Origin of the sequence: Klebsiella grimontii (genome assembly GCF_900200035.1) — a bacterium.
Taxonomy (GTDB): domain Bacteria; phylum Pseudomonadota; class Gammaproteobacteria; order Enterobacterales; family Enterobacteriaceae; genus Klebsiella; species Klebsiella grimontii.
Map to the genome: position 1 here is coordinate 351,093 of NZ_FZTC01000019.1, position 18,416 is coordinate 369,508.

Here is an 18,416-nt window from a genome sequence, read left to right on the forward strand (position 1 = left end):
TCAATTCCAGGATATACGTTTTGATACCCCACCAACGCGGCGGCCGCCTGAAGCAGCACAACCTGCCATCAAAGTATAATCAATAAGCGTCAAAGTGCAGGATATTTGCCCGGCAATGGCAGGAAAGTCTGTATTCTGGCCGGGCGACATGACATGAAATCAGCAGTTGACCTTCATCGTATAAGGCGTGTAGTTTTAAGCGGTTCCGTCCGTTTCTGGTTATTGATCTTCAATGAATAATAAGGTCAGAAAATGATTCATCCAGCCTATTCAACAACGACACGCACCACCACCACCACCACCACCACCGCAACCTGCGGCGGCGTGTGCGTATCTGTGGCTGGAACCTGACAGAACAGAACCTCACTCCCCGTTAAAGCGGACGGGGACAAACAGCTCTCCGTTCATCACATACTGAATGGAGACACGCCCCATGATTTCATCTGAACATGCGCTAGTGATTATTGATATGCAGGAGGGGCTTTTCCGCGGTCCGGCTTCTCCTCATTCCGCTGATGCCGTTCTGACAAATATTCTTCTGCTCATCGCTAAAGCCAGGCAGTCACAGGTACCGATCTTTTTTATTCGCCACGTCGGACCCGACGGCTCCCCCTTCTCTGCGAGCAGCCCGTTAACCAGGCTGATAGCCGAGCTGGATGTGGACGTTGAACGGGATATCGTCTTAACCAAAACGTATCCCAGCGGCTTTCGCGACACCGAATTACAGCGCCAGCTTACGCAGAGAGGCGTAAAGCAGCTGGTGATTGCCGGGATGAAAACAGAGTTTTGCGTCGATACCACCTGCCGGGCAGCGCCGGAGCTGGGATTCACGGCCGTGCTGATTTCCGATGCGCATACCACAATCGATAATCCTCATTTATCCGCCAAGGACATCATTGGCCATCACAACCGAACGCTGGCGGGCCCGTTTGTCGCGCTTTCAACCGCAGCCGACTGGCGCTTTTGACGAAAACCAGGCGAACAGCGGCTTTGCGTTATGTCGGGACGAGAAGCCGCAGGCCGGGATAACGCTGTAGCCACCGTTTTTCCGCGACGCGCTGGCTGAAAATAGCCAGCTTATGCTGCGCAAATACCGGCGTTGGCCGCAGACGGAGCTCAAAGAGATCGTCCAGCCCGTAGGGCGCGATAACCTCAACATGATCTGTTGCTCCCAATCTTACCGCGATAGCCGTCGCGGTTTCAGGCCAGTACAGCAGCGCATTCTCCGTTGAACGATAAGGTTGATGTCCGTTGCGTTGATGCATTCTGGCCTGATTTTTCACCGACCAGTTAAAAACGGAGTTTTGCTGGCTAAGCCTCTCTTCCAGCGCGCTATCACAGGCGGAAGTCGCGCTTTTCGCGTCGAACCAGACAACATCCACATCACCCGAAACTGGCCTTTGCCCGTAGCCGTGCAGATGATCCCAGACCGCATCTCTGACAAAGCCGGCGCCAATCCAGCCATCGTTGAGTTCCAGCGCCTGCACGGCGTACAGCGCGTTCATTCTCATCGGGTCGTTTAACAACACGCTTTGCAAGAGGTTCTGATATTTCATGGTTTCCCTGTAAACGGCGATCGATCCGCTCAGTGTATCAGCGTTCAGGAGGCGCCGCTTCAGGCGCCCCCTGTTATTCACCTCGCGGCTACGCTTCGTACGCGGCGTGATGGAAATCAATTTCCCACTGCAGCACATCGCCGTAAAGCGCCGACAGCGCCTGCTTTTCGCTTTCACTCAGCGTCATGGCGCAGCGATCGAGTTCGTTCTTCAGCCAGAGCGCCTGCTGATAAAATTCGTCCTCGGCGTGCATCTCCACCCAGCGCCGGACGTCCGCGTCGCTCTGGCGATGCTCGCTTACCCCCCGGCACCAGACGTAGTACATCCATTCCGCACCGAACATCATCGTCACGATCTGTTCGTAGCTGCCCTCCCGGGCGGTCCGCAGCATGCCGTCGCGAAAGCGCCGCACGCCGGGCAGATCGTCCGGGTACGCAGCGGGATCGACCCGCCGCTCTGACAACACCTGTTCAAACCACGCGATCTGGGTGTCAACCAGAGCATTCAGCACGCCAATCAGCCAGCGCTGCTGATGAATACCCGGCGCTTTGCTGACCGCGAGGGCAAAAATCGCGATTGCCGTCGCGACAAAGTTGCCCTCAAATACCAGATAGCGGTTGAAGACGGCAGGCGCCAGCCGATCCTCTTCGATATCAACCACAAAACGATGCCGCTGCATCGCCTGCCACACCGGCTGATGCTCGCGCAGCAGGCGTTCGCTAAACGCTTCCATTATGCCTCCTCGAGCGCGGCCTGCGCGACTGACATAAAATGCTTCACCCGGGCCAGCTCAACATCGTTCCACCACACGCCATCGACCTTCATCGTACTGGCCACGATAACCCCCTGAGTCCGTCCGAGGATCTGGCGCACGTTGGCCGGCGTCACCCCCGAGCCCACCAGCAGCGGTAGCTCCGTCGCCGCGCGGATCTCGTCTATTTCCGCCATCGTGGCGCTATCGCCCGTACGCTGACCGGTGGCAATCACCGCGTCAGCCTCGAAGAAATCGACGTCGCGCGTCAGCTCCTGAATCGAACGATCGGCAACGATGGCATGGCTACCGTGCTTGACGTGGCTATCGGCAAAAACGCGAATATGCTCAGCGCGCAGCATACTGCGGTAGCGCAGCGCCTTAGCGGCCGCCCCTTCAATAAATCCTTCGTTGGCGATATAGGCGTTGGCCCACTGGTTTACGCGGACGAAATCGGCTCCGCCCGCCAGGGCGATAGCCATCGCCGGGATCGCCGCGTTCGCCAGGACGTTAATGCCCAGCGGCACAGCAAAACGCTCGCGCACTTTCTCGGTAATCACCGCCATTAGCGCGGAAGTTTCGTGACCGATATCCTCAGGTTTGGAAAAAGGAATATCCCCGTGGTTTTCAATAATCAGTCCGTGAACGCCGCCTGAAATATAATTTTCAGCATCGCGAAGCGCGCGCTCAATAATATCAGAGACTGATTTCCCTCGATATTTAGGCGCGCCGGGAAAAGGATCGCAATGAATAACTCCAATAACCGCTTTGCTGCGTGAAAAAATAGCTTGTATTGCATTCGTTTTTTCTGCTGAGATAGCAACCATCTTATCCATCCTGTTAAGGGAACACTATGCGTGTTTACGTTACCGGTAATATTACCGTAGATGAAACCTGGTCCATTCCGGATATACCGAAAAAAGGCGCTTCAATTCACGGCGTTAAAGTTTCGCAGGATATCGGCGGTAAAGGCGCGAACCAGGCGATTATATTAGCCCGCTGCGGAATAGAAACGCGCCTAATTGCCGCCACGGGAAATGACAGCAACGGCGTGTGGATCCGTCAGCAGATAAAAAATGAACCACTGACCTTACTACCCGACGGTCATTTCAATCAACATAGCGATACCTCGATTATTTTAAATAGCGCTGACGGCGACAATGCCATTATTACCACTACCGCCGCCGCGGATACATTCCGCCTGGATGACATTATTCCGCATATCGCGGATGCCGTCGCCGGCGATATTCTGCTACAGCAGGGCAATTTCTCCCTGGACAAAACGCGGGCGCTGTTCCAGTACGCCAAAAGCCGCAGTATGACGACGGTATTCAACCCCTCGCCCGTCAATCCTGAATTTTGCCATCTGTGGCCGCTCATCGACATCGCGGTAGTCAATGAATCTGAGGCCGAGCTGCTCCAGCCATACGGGGTGAAAAGCTTAGTCATTACCCAGGGCGCCGCAGGCGCCTGGCTGGTCCAGGAGGGCCAGCGCCGGTTTTGTCCCGCCGTGCCCGCCGAGGCGCTTGATACTACCGGGGCGGGCGACACGTTCCTCGCCGTGATGCTGGCCTCCGCCCTGCTGCGCGACGTCGCGCCGGATGCGCTAGCGCTGGCGCACGCCAGCCGGGCTGCCGCCATTACCGTTAGCCGCCGGGGGACGCTCAGCGCGTTTCCCGGCAGCCATGAGCTTGCCGCCCTGTTAACCACGGGCGGCGCGCGCTGACCTACTTAAACAGCGAACGGTAGGAATCGACGTTCGCTTTGGTCACCACCGTCGCCGGAACCAGAATGGTTTTCGGCACGGTTTTACCCGAAGTGATGCTGTTCAGCGCCTTCAGGGCTTCGGCGCCCATCTTTTCCGGGTCCTGCTGCAGTACGGCGGTCACGTAGCCGCCGTCAATACCGGAAATCGCCTTTGCCGTCAGATCCCAGCCAAAGACTTTAATGTCCTTCTGGCGGCCCTGGTTTTCCACGGCGGCAATCGCGCCGAGCAGCGCGGGTTCGCCGGTGGCATATATCGCCGTCAGGTCCGGGTTACCGGTGATCAGGTTTTCCGCCGCGGTCATTGCTTTGTCCTGCACGTTCTGCCCGTCGACAACGTTAGCGATGGTGATCTTCGGATTGCTTTTCAGCGTCTCTTCGAACCCTTTCTGCCGCTGGTTCTGAATAGCCGAGTTCAGCGCGCCGACGATCCCCAGCCGCGCCTGGCCACCCATCTCTTTTTGCACGTAGTCCACGAAGTATTGACCAATAATTCTGCCGCCTTCAATATTATCAACGCCGACCTGGGCCGCCTGTGGTCCAGCCGGTAATACGGCGTCAATCGCAATCACCGGAATGTTAGCGGCGGCGGCTTCTTTTACCGCGGGCATAATTCCGTTAACATCGATAGCGGCAACCAGAATGCCTTTAACGCCTTGCTGAATATAGTTTTCAATGGCGTCATTTTGCGCCACGGGATTATCGTTAGAGTTAAATATCACTAGATCTTTGCCGCTGGCTTTTGCCGCATCCTGCGCGCCTTTATTCATCAGATTAAAGAACAGCGCCTGCTGATTGATTTGGACCAGGGCATAAGTCGGAGCGGCCGCGCCGGCGGTCGAAATAAAACTCATTGATGCCAGCATCGTCGTGGCGACAGCAAGTAAACGCAGTTTTCCGGTGTTAAATAACATCATCAGTATCCTCGTCGGGAATAGGTGATAGCCAGCAGAGTTCCGCGCCGCATGCGAACGCAGAAGGATTATTTTTTGGCGGGCAAATATCGTCTATGTGGCCAGAACCATCATCGATCGTTCGGCGAATACCTGTTTAACTTCATTCCGGCAACCGGTCCGTGTCGGCGCGCGACTGGAATGACTTAAACGGGTTTGGGAATGACTTCCCGGATGACGCGGTAAACTGCCTATACAATTCTCCGCAGCTTAAAATTTGTCAAGCGTTTATTTGAGGCGATTGTGGGCGGAGAAATTGCTGTATCCAGCGCGCTTAACTATGTTACAGATAGCCGATTCTGGCAGAAATGGCGCAGGAAATGAGTATAAAACGCGTATTGTTATCCGATGTCGCAAAGCTGGCGGGACTGTCAAAAGCCACCCTGTCGCGCTATATGAACAACAGTATTGTGCTGCCGCAGGACACCATCGACCGTATCGAAACGGCGATTCGCGAACTGGACTATCGCGGTAATAGCCTGGCGCGCCGTCTTAGCAAAGGCGGCAGCGAGACGCTCGGCCTGGTGCTGCCCGATATCACCAACCCCTTCTTTGCCGAGCTGGCCGACGCCGCCGAAGAGGCCGCTTCCGCCAGCGGTTATAGCCTGGTGCTGTGCATCACCCGCAATAATCCGGAAAAGGAGTGCCAGTTCATCCGCTGGCTGGATACCTGCCAGGTCGATGGCCTGCTGTTCACCACTAACCGCCCTGATAACGGCCTGCTGCGCAAAGAGGTCCAGCGTCACGAACGCATTGTCCTGCTGGATGAAGATATACCCGGCAGTACGGTGCCAAAGGTGTTTGCCGATAACGTTCAGGGCGGGCGGATCGCCACCGAAAAGCTGATCGCCGCCGGACACCGCCATATCGCCTTCGTCGGCGGTCCCGACAAGCTGATGAGCGTCCGCGAGCGCTATCAGGGCTTCTGCACCGCGATGGAGCAGGCCGGTCTGAGCTGGCCGCCCGAATGGGTGATGTACGGCGACTACCAGCGCGAGTTCGGCCAGCAGGCGCTGCGTTACCTGTTTAGCCAGCCGCTTCGCCCGACCGCCGTCTTCGCCGCCAGCGACTACCTGGTGCTGGGTCTGCTTGACGGGCTGCGCGCCAGTGGGCTTCAGGCGCCGGAGGCGCTGTCGCTGGTCGGCTTCGATGACGCCAACTATGCCGATTTCACCCAGCCGCGTATCTCAACTATCCGCCAGCCCGCCCGCGAACTGGGCCGCACCGCGGTGAATATCATGATGCGCCTGCTGAACAACGACCAGGATATCCCGGCAGAAACCCGCCTGCCGGTAGAATGGATCGGTCGCGACTCAATCAAGATTTGTTAAGCACATCCCAAAATGGCGCAAAAGCGCCCAGTTTTGGCGCAAAAAACGATCGATTTACAATCTGTTCACTATAATCAGTAAACCGGTTTACCGGAATGTAATGAATAAAATCTATTGATTACATATGGTTAAGTTACAGGGCTGCTGTGTTGTTCCTGCCCTGGCACGGATGCTGCAATGTTCTTACTGGCGAACAAATATCTTACGTAGCGTTTGTCCTGACTGTGTTGGCGAGTGCTCCACTCCGCAGGTAAACCGGTTTACTAGCATGTAAACCGTGTCGGAGGGGGCATTTTCCGCAGGATGGCGAACATTTTCCCGGCAACAGCGATGGGAGTTATCAGATGCAGCAGCCACACACTACCCCGCCAAGGGTGGAGATGATCAACATCACCAAGACCTACGGGTCGATACGTTCATTGCGCGGAGTCAATCTCGAGCTGGCTCCGGGCGAGGTGCTGGGCTTGGTGGGCGATAACGGCGCGGGGAAATCCACCCTGACCAAAGTACTCTCGGGGGCGGTGATCCCCTCCGGCGGCACGATTCGCATCGACGGCGAACAGCAGCAGTTCGCTAATCCGGCCGATTCGCGCCGCTGCCATATCGAGATGGTCTACCAGGATCTGTCGCTGTGCGACACGGTCGACGTCGCGGGCAATCTGTTTATGGGCCGCGAGCCGATGAAATCGGTCCTCGGTATCCCCTTTCTCGACGAGGCCAAAATGCACGCCGACGCCCGGGAGATGCTTAAAGGACTCGGGATCTCCATTCCGGATACCCGCCTGCTGGTGCGAAATCTCTCCGGCGGCCAGCGTCAGGCCATTGCCATCGCCCGCGCGGCGGCCTTTGACCCGAAAGTGCTGATTATGGATGAACCCACCGCCGCGCTGGCCGTCGCGGAAGTTGAGGCGGTGCTGGAGCTGATTCGCCGCGTTTCCGCTCGCGGCGTGAGCGTGATTCTGATTACCCACCGCCTGCAGGACCTGTTTCTGGTCTGCGACCGGATCATGGTGATGTATGAAGGTACCAACGTCGCCGACCGACGAGTGGCCGACACCAGCCTGAGCGATATCGTTAACCTGATTGTGGGCGAAAAATTCACCGCCCGCTCTGCGGCCGCACATTGAGGTAACAGGATGAGTATCATGAACTTAAGCAGCTCCCGCATGATCCAGCATTCGCTGCCGCGCCGCCTGCTGCATAACCACTCCGGCGTGGTCAGCATCGCGCTCTTTTTCGTCTTCTGCTGCGTGGTGTTCTCGCTGATCACCAGCAACTTTCTCACCGGCACCAACTGGCTCAACATTATCCGTCAAAGCGCCCCGCTGCTGATCGTCGCGACGGCAATGACCCTGGTCATTACCACCGGCGGCATCGACCTGTCGGTGGGTTCCACCCTCGCGCTGGTCGGCGCGCTTTCCGCTATCGCCCTGAACAACTGGGGACTGCCGTGGCCGGTGGTTTTGCTCGGCGGCCTGTTGCTCGGCGGCATCGTTGGCGCCATCAACGGCTTCTTTATCGCCTATGAGGGCATACCGGCGTTTATCGTCACCCTCGCCACCCTGGCTGTGGTTCGCGGCATCGCGCTGCTGGTCACCCAGGGCTACTCGATCCCGGTTCCGGCTGACAGCCTGTTTACCTTTATTGGCCGCGCGTGGGTTGTGGGAATCCCTATGCCTGCGCTGGTCGGCATTATGATTCTGCTTATCGGGCACATCGTTCTCAACCATATGCGTTTTGGCCGCTACGTGACGGCTATCGGCGCCAACGCCGAAGGCGCGCGACGCAGCGGGATTAACACCAAAGCGGTCACCATGAAGGTCTATATCATCAGCGGCATGGCCGCCGCGCTGGCGGGGATGATTATCACCGCGCGCCTCGGCAGCGGCTCCTCCAACCAGGGCGAAGGTTTTGAACTGCAGGTCATCGCCGCCGTGGTGCTCGGCAGTACCAGCCTGTTTGGCGGCTTCGGCACCATTATCGGCACGCTGCTGGGCGCGCTGTCGATTGCGGTGATTCAGAACGGGCTGATCCTGTCGCATATTTCGCCGTTCTACACCCAGATCGCCACCGGCACTATTATCCTGCTGGCTATCTGGCTGAACACCCGCATTCTCAACCCCGCGCGCTCCGCGGCAAAAGGATAGCAGATGAAAGGATCAATTTTTCGCCATCCCGACCCGCTGCCGGTCGGCGTCAGCAGCGGTTACGTGATGACGGTGCTCGGCCCGCTGCCGATAAGTGAAATGGGCGTGACGCTGATGCATGAGCATATTCTGCTGGATGCCTCCGGCAAATGGGTGCCGCCCTGCTGCTGTAGCGATCGCCATCTTGCCGAAATGCCGGTGAAAATGGAAAACCTCGGCGAACTGTCGCTGAACCCGCTGATGAGCCGCGATAACTGTCAGTTGTTTGACGTCGACGTCGCGATTGAAGAGCTGACGAAATATCGCGCCCTTGGCGGGGAAACGGTAGTCGATCCGACCAATATCGGCATTGGCCGCGATCCCAAAGCGCTGGCGCGTATCGCCCGTCTGACCGGCCTGAACATTATTATGGGCACCGGCCTCTATCTGGAACCCTCGCACCCCGAGTGGGTTAGAACCAGCAGCGTTGAACGGCTGACCGAGCGGCTAATCTACGATCTTGGCGGCGCGGAAGAGAAACCGGAGGTGCTCGCCGGACTCATCGGCGAAATCGGTATCTCAAGCCGCTTTACCCCGGATGAGGAGAAATCCCTGCGCGCTGCGGGCCGGGCCAGCGCCGCGACCGGCGTGCCGATCGAGGTCCACCTGCCCGGCTGGGAACGGCTGGGTCACCGCGTACTGGACATTCTCGAGCAGGAAGGCGCCGATCTGCGCCATACGGTGCTGTGCCATATGAATCCCAGCTTTGCCGATAAGCGTTACCAGCGGGAGCTGGCGCAGCGCGGGGCGTTTCTCGAATACGACATGATCGGCATGAGCTATTACTACGCCGACGAGTCGGCGCAGTCGCCCTCCGACGAGGAGAACGCCCGCGCAATTCGCGAGCTAATTGACGACGGCTATATCCAGCAAATTTTGCTATCGCAGGACGTCTTCCTGAAAACCATGCTCACCCGCTACGGCGGCCACGGTTACGGCTACATACTCAAGCATTTTGTTCCCCGCCTGCGGCGCCACGGCGTCAGCGGCGAACAGCTTGAAACCTTGATGATTGGAAATCCCCAACGGGTCTTCGGCGGATAAAAGGAAAGTCATAATGCAGAAAAAAATCTTACTGGTCGGTGAGTCCTGGACCAGCACGTCAACACACGTTAAAGGCTTCGATCAGTTCGCCACCGCCACCTGGCACACCGGCGCGACGGATTTTCTGGCGGCGCTCGCGGACAGTGCCTACGCCATTACCTACATGCCCGCCCACGCGGCGGCGACAGACTTTCCGCTGACGCTGGAAGCGCTGCAGCAGTGGGATGCGATTATTCTGTCGGATATCGGCGCCAATACGCTGCTGCTGCATCCGGACACCTGGCTGAAAAGCCGCCGAACCGCCAACCGTCTGACGCTTTTGCATGACTACGTGGCCGGCGGCGGGTCGCTGATGATGATCGGCGGCTATTACAGCTTCCAGGGAATCAACGGCGGCGCGCGTTATCGTAATACCGCGGTGGAGAAAGTGCTGCCGGTCCGCTGCCTGGCATGGGACGATCGCATTGAAACGCCGGAAGGTTGCTATGCCGAGGTGACGGAATCCCACGCGCTGTTTAACGATATTCCGGGCGAATGGCCGTGGCTGCTGGGTTATAACGAAGTCGAAATGCATCCGGAGGGCAAACTGCTGGCGACGGTCGCCGGTACCGGTCATCCGCTGCTGGCCGTTCGCGAATATCAACAGGGTCGCTCGCTGGTATGGACCAGCGATATGTCGGCACACTGGCTGCCGGAAGAGTTTGCCAAATGGCCCGGCTATCGTCAGCTGTGGATTAACTGCCTTGACTGGCTGACGGAACATCGCTGATGACCACCACCCTTGAACTCGCCCGGCAGCTGCTGGGCTTTAACACCATCAACCCGCCGGGCAGCGAAGCGGACTGCATGCGGTACTTTGCCGACTGGCTTAACGCTAACGGTTTTGCAGTTTCGCTGTCGTCATTCGGCGAGAGTCGCAGCAATCTGATCGCCTGGCTCCCCGGGGCAACGCCTGGTAAACCGCTGGCCTTTACCGGGCATCTGGATACCGTGCCGCTGGGAAATGCCCGGTGGCGGTACGACCCTTTCGGCTCGCAGATGGAAGACGGGCGCCTTTATGGACGCGGGTCCAGCGATATGAAAGCGGCGATAGCGGCGTTTGCCGTCGCCTGCGTTCAGCAGCGGGAAACGATCCTCGCCGGGCGCGGCGCGGTATTGCTGATTACCGGCGGGGAAGAAACGGGCTGCGACGGCGCGCGGGCGCTGATCGCCTCCGCGCCGTTGCCGGAAGTGGGCGCGCTGATCGTCGGCGAGCCCACCGCCAATTATCCGGTTATCGGCCATAAAGGCGCGCTCTGGTTACGCTGCGAAACGCGGGGAAAAACTGCCCATGGCGCGATGCCGGAGCTGGGGATTAATGCTATCTATCTGGCGGCGGATGCGCTGGCTAAAATCCAACATTTTTCGCCGGGCGCGCCGCATCCGCTGATGAAGCAGCCCACGGTAAACGTCGGACGTATTGAAGGCGGGCTAAATATTAATTCCGTGCCGGACCGCACGCGTTTCGATGTCGATATCCGCAGCGCGCCTGATTTACAGCACGCCACCATCCGCCAGCGGTTGACCACGCTGCTTGGCGAGAGCGTCACGGTGTCGACGCTGGTCGATCTGCCCGCGGTACTCAGCGAACAGGATCACGCGTGGATAAAACAGGTTTATCAGCGTTGCCAGCCGCTGCACGATCGGCCGCTTGAGCCGCGGGTGGTGCCCTACTTTACCGACGCCTCGCTGCTGCTGCCGGCGTTGGGCAATCCGCCCTGTATCATTCTCGGCCCCGGCGAGCCGTCTATGGCTCATCAAACCGACGAGTACTGCCTGCTCAGCCGGCTGGAGGAGGCTGAACAGCTGTACGGGAACCTGATTCGCGACTGGATGGCGTAAATCGGCCGCGGCGAAGGAAAAAAATACGTGACAGTGTCACTTAATGCCGCTGCCGCGCGTTCAATCCGCCGCAGGAAAAATCAGCGATTAGCGTTTGAATAAAATCGCGGAATAACAGAGGATAACCGCCTCGCATCCGGAATAGCTCATCGCCAGCAAGGAGGCATTACCATGTTCGTGAAAATCAGCCCGCTGCTCATTTGCCCCCTCGCTTTACTCCTTTCCGCCTGCTCGGGTAGTGCTTCTGCGCCGGACAGCACCGAAGACGCTAAAATATCGGCAGAAGTGGATAAGATACTTCGCGATTATCAAACGGGTTCAGATACTTCACCGCAGGCCAATGCCTCACGCTATCTGACCCAGATCCAGAAGGCTATCTTCGCTAAGATAGACCAGCCGGCGTCCTGGCAAGGGCAAACATGCTCGGTGCGCTTAACGCTACAGCGTGACGGGACGGTGGAGAATCCAACGGTCGAGAACGGCGATCCGGCGCTATGCGCGGAGGTGATGTCCGCGCTGAAACAAGCCACAATCCCGCCTGCGCCAGACGAAAAAACCTATCAAACATTCAGTCATGTCGTTCTGGACTTCAGGCCCTGACAGATCTTTGTGGGATCCTTTCGCAGAGGCCATTCGGCCCCTGCTTCATTGTCAGAACTCAATGCGCCCGCCGAAATTATAGCGCCGCCCTTCCAGCATCGCCGTCTGCCGGTAGGCGGTGGTGTAAACCGGATTTACATCAAACAGATTGTAGATCCCGCTCATCAGGGTGACGCGCTTAGTCAGGTGGTAACGCGCGCCTAAATCCACTAGCGCGTAGGCGTCCGTTGCGCTGGACTTGCCGATATCCGGCGATCTGCTGCGCCAGCTGGCCCTGGTCCATAGTTCCAGATCGGAAGTGGTGTTCCACGTCAGCGAAACGTTGGCCATACTGCTGGGGAAATCGTTTAGCGCATAGCCTTTATACTCGCCGCTTTTCTGTTCGCTGTGGGTGTAGGTATAGTTGGCGTTCGCCTTCAGCGCTGCGGTCACCTGCCAGTCGCCGTTCAGCTCCACACCGTAGATCTGCGCATCACCGACGTTAATATATTGCGACACGCTATCGGCGGTATAGCCGTTGTATTGGCACTTCTGGGTAGCCGATGAGGTACAGATGGTATGGTCGCTGATTTTATCTTTAAATTTGGTGTAAAAAAGGGTGGCGTCGAGCGCCAGGGCATCCCGCTGCCAGTACACGCCCAGCTCGGTATTGATGCTTTGTTCCGGCTTGAGATCGTCGTTGCCAATACCGATTTCAGAATAAGGATAAGCCCCGTAGACGCTGGTAAAACCGGCATTATTCTGGCGTAAATCCGGTTTTTTATAGCCGGCGGACACGCCCCCTTTCAGCGCCCAGGTTTCGTCAATGGCCCAGTTACCGTACAGCTTAGGCGTAACGTGATAACCGAAATAGCTATCATGATCGAGGCGCGCCGAGGTCGTCAGGGTAAAGTCCGGGACGATCATCCACGCGTCTTCCGCGAATACCGCCCAGCCGTGGCGGGTAATTTTACTGACCGGGGTGACGCCGGGCGCCTGTTTGTCCGCGATACCGAAGGTGTCATTCAGTTCGTTGCGCGTAAAGTTGACGCCTAACGTCAGCTTGTGATCGGCCAGCGTAAAGGTGTTCGTGCTATTGGCCTCAAAATTATTCTGCTTAATAAACTGCGGGTCCATGCCGGGCACGCGATATTCCGTGCGGGCCTTTTCGTAGCTGATAAAGTTCTTCACCTCCAGCAGGTCATCACCGTACCACGCATGCTGTGACAGCGAGGCCGCATCGCGGTCAAAACCCCAGTACCACTCTTTGTCGTTATGGGTTTTCTCCTGATTGCCTTTGGTGGCGTTCAGATCCCAGAGCTGGGTATCGGTTGGCGACAGAGAAATCGTGGCATCCAGATTTCCGGACTGATGTTTAACAAAACGTTCGTTCGTGGGGCTGTCATCATCGCGACGATCAAGATAATCCGCGCCCACGCTGACCCCGAGTTTACCCGGCACTACCGGCCCCATAAAGAACGCGTTAGTCTGGTTGGTGTTGCCGTATTCGCTTTTCTCCTGCAGGAAGTAATTATCCTCCAGCACCCCCGTCCATGCGTCGAGGTTATACGCCTTTTTGGTGATGACGTTGACCACGCCGCCAATAGCGTCAGAGCCGTACAACGAGGACATCGGCCCGCGAATGACCTCAATCCGTTCAATAGCGGCCAGCGGCGGCATAAACGCCGCTTCCGTCCCAATATGATGCCCGTAGGGACGAGATTCGCGGGTAGATTGCTTGATGCCGTTCACCATATACGAGGTATAGGTCGAATCCATGCCGCGCATCTGAACATCGCCGGTCGGCAGGCTGCCGTGACCGTTGCCCACCAGCACGCCCGGCATCTCGCGCAACGCTTCGGATATGTTCTGGTTTGAGCGGGTATTCAGCGCCTTCTCATCGAGCACCGAGATCGTCGCCGGCGCCTCGCGTCGCTCCTGGCTGAACCCGCTGGCGGTGACGACCATCTGCTCTTCGTTTACCGAAGCGCCATCTGCGGCGAAGGCTGCCGCGGGTAGATTCAAGGCGAGCGCCATCGCCACGTCCAGGCGTGTTTTTATCGTCACAAAAAAATCCTTAGAATTTAGTTAGATCAATCTTGAGAACGTAGTCAGCCTGGTCGCTTTTTTCGTCCTGTTTGACGCTGGCATAGAGCGTTCCGCCATCCGCTGAAAGCACCAGGCTGTTGGGCATGGCCGCCGTTTTGATGGTGTGTTTGAGATGGTTGGTTTTCGCGTCGATGATGCTTATCGAGCGATCGTTACGATGGGTCACATAGATTTCATCGCGCCCGGCGTGATAGAGCACGGCGATGGAGTTTGGCGAAGCGATACGATCGACCAGCTTGCCGGAGTCCAGCCGCACCACCAGCACATCGCGGGTATTGGTATCGGCGATATATCCGACTCCGGCGGCGCTGTTCAGGGCGATATTGAGGAAATAGTGCTCCGATTCAGCCGGGTCGACCTTCACCCGGGAAAGCAGTTTCGACGTTTTGCCATCGAGGATAACCAACTCCCCGTTGCCGGTCACCGCATAAACCTTCTCACCCGCGGTAGCAACGGCAAACCCCACCGGGTCGATGTTCTTCAACGTATCAATTAGCTGCTGCTTGCGGGTATCGACCACCCAAAGCAGGCCCTGGCCCTTGCGCCCGATCCCTGACACATACAGACGCTGGTTTAGCTTATCCAGCACCACTTCGCGGACGTGGGCCTGTTTCTCAGGATCTGAATCATCGCTGAGCTGAAGCGTTTTAATCACCCTATTGGTCTGCGTATCCAGCAGCGTCAGCGAACCATCCAGCGCATTGCCCAAATACAGGATATGGTTTTCTTCATCCAGAGAGAGCGCAAAGGCGCGGCGTTCGGTGGCGATTTTCTCATCAATCCGCAGAGAGTCGGCCGCAAGTCGAAACACGACGCCCGCCGTTTTATCTTTATCAAATGAGGGCGCGGAGGCGGCATACAGCGCCTTCTGACCGCGATCATAGGCCAGTTCATAAACGCCATGGCCAAGAGGCTGAGAGCGGAATTCCCGCTCGCTGAAATCTTTTGCCGACGCAGAAAGCGCATGCAGAGAAAACGAAATGACCAGCGCGCCGCGCACGGCTTTCTTCAGGGATGCGATAGACATGTAATTTTTCTTTACAGTAGTTTACGGAATGCAAACAATAATGAAAATGAATATCGTTTGCAATTACATACTCCTCCCTCTTCCCTACCATTTATTGTGTTGTGATAGACGCCGCTGCGGTGTAGGTGCCGGCGGCCATACCGCCATGTTGAGAACCCATCACCGGGTAACCCGCTGTAATTTGCTGACTAACTCCGCCAGGCTCCCCGCCTGCATTTTCTCCATCACCCTCGCCCGATGAACCTCCACCGTGCGTACGGCAATACTCATCGCCTGCGCAATCTCCCGATTCATGAGCCCTTTCATCACCAGCAGCGCAAGTTCTCTCTCTTTGGGGGTAAGTTGCTGATAGCAATCGACGACTTTTTTCTGTGCAAAGCGCTCGCCGGAGACCGTGAGCCCATGTTCCAGCGCCGCCTGCAGCGGTTTTAGCGAAACCGGCTTTTGCAGAAAATCCACCGCACCGCGTTTCATCTCCTCTACCGCCATCGGCACGTCGCCATGCCCGGTCAGAAACACCACCGCCAGGGTACTACCGCGCTGACGCAGCGCCTCGTGAACCGCCTGGCCGTCCAGCACCGGCATCCGCATGTCCAGCAGCACAACACCGACCTGATACAGATCGGCCTGCGCAAGGAACCGTTCCCCCTCTTCCCAGCACACCGCCTCATAGCCCAGGCTCTCCAGTAAAAAAGCGCATGCCCGGGTCACTGCCGGATCGTCATCTAAGAGATGAATTATCGCCATTGTCGCTCCGCTCTTCTTGATGCGTGAATGCCAGTACCACTACCGCGCCGGGCCGTCCATCGGGCGCCGTTTGATTCCTTATGCCGATCTCTCCCCGGCCATAACGCACCAGCCGCTGACAGATAACCAGCCCCAGCCCCATTCCCTCTTGCCGGCTGCTCTTAAACGGCTGGAATGCCTGCGCTAGCTGCGCGTCATCGATACCGCCGGCGTTATCCTGCAGGACGATCCTCACGCTTCCGGCATCGCGAACGGCATCAATCCACAGCATATTCGCTCCGGCCTGCGCCGCATTGAGGATCAGATTCGCCAGCACCTGCTCAAGCAGAACAGGCGGTAAGACGATGGTCAGGGCGTGGTCTATGCTGCTTATCATCCGAAGTCCGGGAAACTGTCGCGGCACGTGCAGCCACTGCCAGACATTATCAATCGCCTGAACAATGCGAACGCTCTCCCACTTTTCGGCCGTAACGGATTCTCCTTGCGCCTGGCTCACCCAAAGCCGCAGATTACGCAGCGTCTCCGCCCCGCGCTGCGCCTGAAGATCAATGTTCTCCAGCGCCGACAGTAAAGGATGCTGCGGATCCTGCTTCTGCAAGCGGATCGAACAACCCTGAGCATAGTGCCGGATAGCCGACAGCGGCTGATTTAACTCATGTGCGAAACCCGAAGTCATTTCGCCGAGTACGCTTATTTGACGGGCCGTTTCAAGGGCCTGCTCCTGCTCGCGCAGCCGGATGGCGCTGCGTTCAAGCTGCCTGCCGCGCCGTCGCACCAGCAGCATCACCCAGATATAATTGAGTATCAGTAGTATCAATATCAGCCCGGCTCCCGCCACCAGCAGGCGATTCTGAACAAACCAGTTCCTGACATCCATCCATAACAGTCGCTGCTGAGGATGCTGTTTCAGTTCGCGCATGAGCGCTTCGGCCTGGCTGGTTGAGGCAGGCGCGCCCCAACGAAAAACCGCATTATCAGGCGCATTAAGCAACACGCGGGTCACGCGATCGGCCACCTCGTCGCTTACGGTGGGCAGCGCGGCAAAAGACCAGTCTCTGTAAAGCCGGGTACTGGTTACGCAAGGTGCGGATTCCGGGCGTGTTATCAGCGCGACAAAATCAACTTTATCAATCAGCCCCTCTTCATCCATCATTTCCAGCAGACACGCCGGAACAATGGCTGCCTGCACGGCATTTTCGCGCAGCAGATAAATAAGCGCATCGGCTGGAAATCCGGTGAAGCGCAGATGGAGATCGCTGTCTGGCCGCAATCCGGCATCGCTCAGCGCTTTGTATCCCAACAGGTAGCCGCCAAAAGCCAGGGGATCGATGGCGCCAACCGTTTTCCCGATCAAATCCATAGGCGTCTTAATTTCGCCGTCGCGACGGGCCAGGATGACGCTTCCTATTATGTTCTTCACGCCATGAGAAGCGCGCAATGAGGCCAGCCAGCGTAAGGGGAAATGAGTATTTAGTTGAACAAACTGCCCGGGGTGGGTCACGACAAACTGCACGCTACCGTTCTTGACCGCTTCCTGCATCTCATGCAGATCCAGCGGACGAATATGGAACTGCTGATCCGGCATCTGCTGATTCAGAAATGATTCCAGCGGCTGCCAGCTGCTGCGAGCAATGGCATCGCCGCGAATCGACAGCAGACCGATATACCATGAGTCCGCCCGTGCCGGACAGATCAGCAGTAATGTAGAGATCAGCAGCGCCAAACGCCCCATCGTTTTCGCTCCCACTCAACCATCCCTTTCACTATATTGATTTAAATCAACTATTAGACGGGTATGTGGTTAACCACAATAGCGATCCCCCCGCCGAGATTTTTACACTACGAATCATCAACACTGTTTATGTATCACAAGCAAGTCAATGATGTTGTAAATATTTCTTAGCCGCCGCGCGAGGGGAAAATATGGGCAAAAGTAAACTACCGTTTCTTGGGCAGTCGGGCATTGCGAGCGCCGACGCTTCTCGGGTTCCGCACATCCAGGCAAAAAAAGAACAGGTTCGGTCTCGCTCCCAGGAGATCGGCTGGCTCTTGTGGGCGTTACAGTATGTTTTTTTTATCGGCGTGGCGCTGTTTGTCTCTGTCCGCTGCGGGAGCAAAAAGCTGACGCCGCTGCGCGAGAGACGCGTGGACCTTCATCAAACCGCCTGTTCCGGGTGTTTTTATGTCTCTTCAACTCCGAAGTCGAAGATGCCCCGGAGTGCACCATTGACTCTGTTATTCAGCCGGGCGTTTACGGCACCATTTTCTGCTAAACGTTACGCCGTCATCGATCGGCGGATTTATACCGCGGGCCATTTCCGCGCTCGGCATGCTGATGTTCTGGCACATGGTATTGTGTCGTTATATTTTTGCCCTCTATCCCCAGCCCACCGTTCCGGGTTGCGGGACCTGCCAGCCGCGGCTTAGCGCGCTGACTCACTGACCGATTTTTTTGCCATGCGGATCCGCTCGTGAGGGGGCATGGCGT

General features: G+C 57.2%; 19 protein-coding genes. 10 read left to right on the plus strand and 9 right to left on the minus strand.

Annotation, left to right across the window (positions count from 1 at the left end; all coding sequences use genetic code 11):
* Window positions 1-266: 266 nt before the first annotated feature.
* Entirely contained in the window at window positions 267-392 is a 126-nt protein-coding gene (locus KOSB73_RS31350) for a hypothetical protein (RefSeq protein WP_265470628.1), read from the minus strand.
* Between the two features lie 41 nt (window positions 393-433).
* Between KOSB73_RS31350 and KOSB73_RS16395 the strand changes: the two genes are divergently transcribed.
* Window positions 434-967 carry a cysteine hydrolase family protein gene (locus tag KOSB73_RS16395; protein WP_004136989.1) on the plus strand — a complete coding sequence of 178 codons (534 nt, stop codon included), beginning with the start codon at window positions 434-436 and terminating at the stop codon, window positions 965-967.
* Between the two features lie 28 nt (window positions 968-995).
* Here KOSB73_RS16395 and KOSB73_RS16400 read toward each other — a convergent pair whose 3' ends face one another.
* The 3 genes from KOSB73_RS16400 to KOSB73_RS16410 form a co-directional block, all read right to left on the minus strand.
* The gene (locus KOSB73_RS16400) at window positions 996-1,556 is read right to left on the minus strand and encodes a nucleotidyltransferase family protein (RefSeq protein ID WP_049089790.1); all 561 of its coding nucleotides are present in this window, start codon (window positions 1,554-1,556) and stop codon (window positions 996-998) included.
* Between the two features lie 88 nt (window positions 1,557-1,644).
* Window positions 1,645-2,289, minus strand: a complete 645-nt coding sequence (locus KOSB73_RS16405; RefSeq protein WP_098140697.1) for a TenA family protein — start codon at window positions 2,287-2,289, stop codon at window positions 1,645-1,647.
* A complete protein-coding gene (locus KOSB73_RS16410; RefSeq protein ID WP_024358151.1) occupies window positions 2,289-3,134 on the minus strand; it encodes a BtpA/SgcQ family protein in 846 nt (281 codons plus the stop codon). The genes KOSB73_RS16405 and KOSB73_RS16410 overlap by 1 nt, the downstream gene beginning before the upstream one ends.
* Window positions 3,135-3,160: 26 nt before the next feature.
* On the opposite strand from KOSB73_RS16410, the gene KOSB73_RS16415 reads away from it, so the two are divergent.
* Window positions 3,161-4,033 (plus strand): PfkB family carbohydrate kinase, encoded by an 873-nt coding sequence (locus tag KOSB73_RS16415; RefSeq protein ID WP_004136979.1) that lies wholly within the window; start codon window positions 3,161-3,163, stop codon window positions 4,031-4,033.
* Between the two features lies 1 nt (window position 4,034).
* On the opposite strand, the gene KOSB73_RS16420 is transcribed toward KOSB73_RS16415, so the two are convergent.
* The gene (locus KOSB73_RS16420; protein WP_004136977.1) at window positions 4,035-4,988 is read right to left on the minus strand and encodes an ABC transporter substrate-binding protein; all 954 of its coding nucleotides are present in this window, start codon (window positions 4,986-4,988) and stop codon (window positions 4,035-4,037) included.
* 344 nt (window positions 4,989-5,332) lie between these two features.
* On the opposite strand from KOSB73_RS16420, the gene KOSB73_RS16425 reads away from it, so the two are divergent.
* The 7 genes from KOSB73_RS16425 (at window position 5,333) to tolA (ending at window position 12,066) form a co-directional block, all read left to right on the plus strand.
* Window positions 5,333-6,355 carry a LacI family DNA-binding transcriptional regulator gene (locus tag KOSB73_RS16425; RefSeq protein WP_024358148.1) on the plus strand — a complete coding sequence of 341 codons (1,023 nt, stop codon included), beginning with the start codon at window positions 5,333-5,335 and terminating at the stop codon, window positions 6,353-6,355.
* 380 nt (window positions 6,356-6,735) lie between these two features.
* Window positions 6,736-7,482 carry an ATP-binding cassette domain-containing protein gene (locus tag KOSB73_RS16430; protein WP_024358147.1) on the plus strand — a complete coding sequence of 249 codons (747 nt, stop codon included), beginning with the start codon at window positions 6,736-6,738 and terminating at the stop codon, window positions 7,480-7,482.
* An 18-nt stretch (window positions 7,483-7,500) separates the two neighbouring features.
* Window positions 7,501-8,502: an ABC transporter permease gene (locus tag KOSB73_RS16435; RefSeq protein WP_162685341.1), complete on the plus strand. Its 1,002-nt coding sequence runs from the start codon at window positions 7,501-7,503 to the stop codon at window positions 8,500-8,502.
* A 3-nt stretch (window positions 8,503-8,505) separates the two neighbouring features.
* Window positions 8,506-9,585, plus strand: a complete 1,080-nt coding sequence (locus KOSB73_RS16440; protein WP_049099542.1) for a phosphotriesterase family protein — start codon at window positions 8,506-8,508, stop codon at window positions 9,583-9,585.
* 13 nt (window positions 9,586-9,598) lie between these two features.
* A complete protein-coding gene (locus tag KOSB73_RS16445; RefSeq protein ID WP_024358145.1) occupies window positions 9,599-10,354 on the plus strand; it encodes a glutamine amidotransferase in 756 nt (251 codons plus the stop codon).
* Window positions 10,354-11,466, plus strand: a complete 1,113-nt coding sequence (locus KOSB73_RS16450; RefSeq protein ID WP_004136962.1) for a M20 family metallopeptidase — start codon at window positions 10,354-10,356, stop codon at window positions 11,464-11,466. Before KOSB73_RS16445 ends, KOSB73_RS16450 begins: the two co-directional genes overlap by 1 nt.
* Window positions 11,467-11,637: 171 nt before the next feature.
* Window positions 11,638-12,066 carry a cell envelope integrity protein TolA gene (tolA, locus tag KOSB73_RS16455; RefSeq protein WP_049103445.1) on the plus strand — a complete coding sequence of 143 codons (429 nt, stop codon included), beginning with the start codon at window positions 11,638-11,640 and terminating at the stop codon, window positions 12,064-12,066.
* A gap of 51 nt (window positions 12,067-12,117) precedes the next feature.
* Here tolA and KOSB73_RS16460 read toward each other — a convergent pair whose 3' ends face one another.
* From KOSB73_RS16460 to ttrS, 4 genes are all read right to left on the minus strand, one after another.
* The gene (locus KOSB73_RS16460; protein WP_277421518.1) at window positions 12,118-14,082 is read right to left on the minus strand and encodes a TonB-dependent receptor domain-containing protein; all 1,965 of its coding nucleotides are present in this window, start codon (window positions 14,080-14,082) and stop codon (window positions 12,118-12,120) included.
* 40 nt (window positions 14,083-14,122) lie between these two features.
* On the minus strand, window positions 14,123-15,181 hold the full coding sequence (yncE, locus tag KOSB73_RS16465; RefSeq protein WP_098140699.1) for a 7-bladed beta-propeller protein YncE: 1,059 nt from the start codon (window positions 15,179-15,181) through the stop codon (window positions 14,123-14,125).
* 159 nt (window positions 15,182-15,340) lie between these two features.
* Window positions 15,341-15,928, minus strand: a complete 588-nt coding sequence (ttrR, locus tag KOSB73_RS16470) for a tetrathionate respiration response regulator TtrR (protein WP_024358141.1) — start codon at window positions 15,926-15,928, stop codon at window positions 15,341-15,343.
* Window positions 15,903-17,675, minus strand: coding sequence for a tetrathionate respiration histidine kinase TtrS (gene ttrS / locus KOSB73_RS16475; RefSeq protein ID WP_098140700.1), 1,773 nt, complete (start codon window positions 17,673-17,675; stop codon window positions 15,903-15,905). Before ttrS ends, ttrR begins: the two co-directional genes overlap by 26 nt.
* A gap of 176 nt (window positions 17,676-17,851) precedes the next feature.
* Between ttrS and KOSB73_RS30670 the strand changes: the two genes are divergently transcribed.
* Window positions 17,852-18,355 carry a polysulfide reductase NrfD family protein gene (locus tag KOSB73_RS30670; protein WP_133116572.1) on the plus strand — a complete coding sequence of 168 codons (504 nt, stop codon included), beginning with the start codon at window positions 17,852-17,854 and terminating at the stop codon, window positions 18,353-18,355.
* The last annotated feature ends 61 nt before the right edge of the window (window positions 18,356-18,416 follow it).

Coding starts and splice junctions, on each gene's coding strand:
- KOSB73_RS16395 (WP_004136989.1), top strand. CDS start 434: ATGATTTCATCTGAACATGCGCTAGTGATTATTGATATGCAGGAGGGG.
- KOSB73_RS16400 (WP_049089790.1), bottom strand. CDS start 1,556: ATGAAATATCAGAACCTCTTGCAAAGCGTGTTGTTAAACGACCCGATG.
- KOSB73_RS16405 (WP_098140697.1), bottom strand. CDS start 2,289: ATGGAAGCGTTTAGCGAACGCCTGCTGCGCGAGCATCAGCCGGTGTGG.
- KOSB73_RS16410 (WP_024358151.1), bottom strand. CDS start 3,134: ATGGTTGCTATCTCAGCAGAAAAAACGAATGCAATACAAGCTATTTTT.
- KOSB73_RS16415 (WP_004136979.1), top strand. CDS start 3,161: ATGCGTGTTTACGTTACCGGTAATATTACCGTAGATGAAACCTGGTCC.
- KOSB73_RS16420 (WP_004136977.1), bottom strand. CDS start 4,988: ATGATGTTATTTAACACCGGAAAACTGCGTTTACTTGCTGTCGCCACG.
- KOSB73_RS16425 (WP_024358148.1), top strand. CDS start 5,333: ATGGCGCAGGAAATGAGTATAAAACGCGTATTGTTATCCGATGTCGCA.
- KOSB73_RS16430 (WP_024358147.1), top strand. CDS start 6,736: ATGATCAACATCACCAAGACCTACGGGTCGATACGTTCATTGCGCGGA.
- KOSB73_RS16435 (WP_162685341.1), top strand. CDS start 7,501: ATGAACTTAAGCAGCTCCCGCATGATCCAGCATTCGCTGCCGCGCCGC.
- KOSB73_RS16440 (WP_049099542.1), top strand. CDS start 8,506: ATGAAAGGATCAATTTTTCGCCATCCCGACCCGCTGCCGGTCGGCGTC.
- KOSB73_RS16445 (WP_024358145.1), top strand. CDS start 9,599: ATGCAGAAAAAAATCTTACTGGTCGGTGAGTCCTGGACCAGCACGTCA.
- KOSB73_RS16450 (WP_004136962.1), top strand. CDS start 10,354: ATGACCACCACCCTTGAACTCGCCCGGCAGCTGCTGGGCTTTAACACC.
- tolA (WP_049103445.1), top strand. CDS start 11,638: ATGTTCGTGAAAATCAGCCCGCTGCTCATTTGCCCCCTCGCTTTACTC.
- KOSB73_RS16460 (WP_277421518.1), bottom strand. CDS start 14,082: ATGGCGCTCGCCTTGAATCTACCCGCGGCAGCCTTCGCCGCAGATGGC.
- yncE (WP_098140699.1), bottom strand. CDS start 15,181: ATGTCTATCGCATCCCTGAAGAAAGCCGTGCGCGGCGCGCTGGTCATT.
- ttrR (WP_024358141.1), bottom strand. CDS start 15,928: ATGGCGATAATTCATCTCTTAGATGACGATCCGGCAGTGACCCGGGCA.
- KOSB73_RS30670 (WP_133116572.1), top strand. CDS start 17,852: ATGGGCAAAAGTAAACTACCGTTTCTTGGGCAGTCGGGCATTGCGAGC.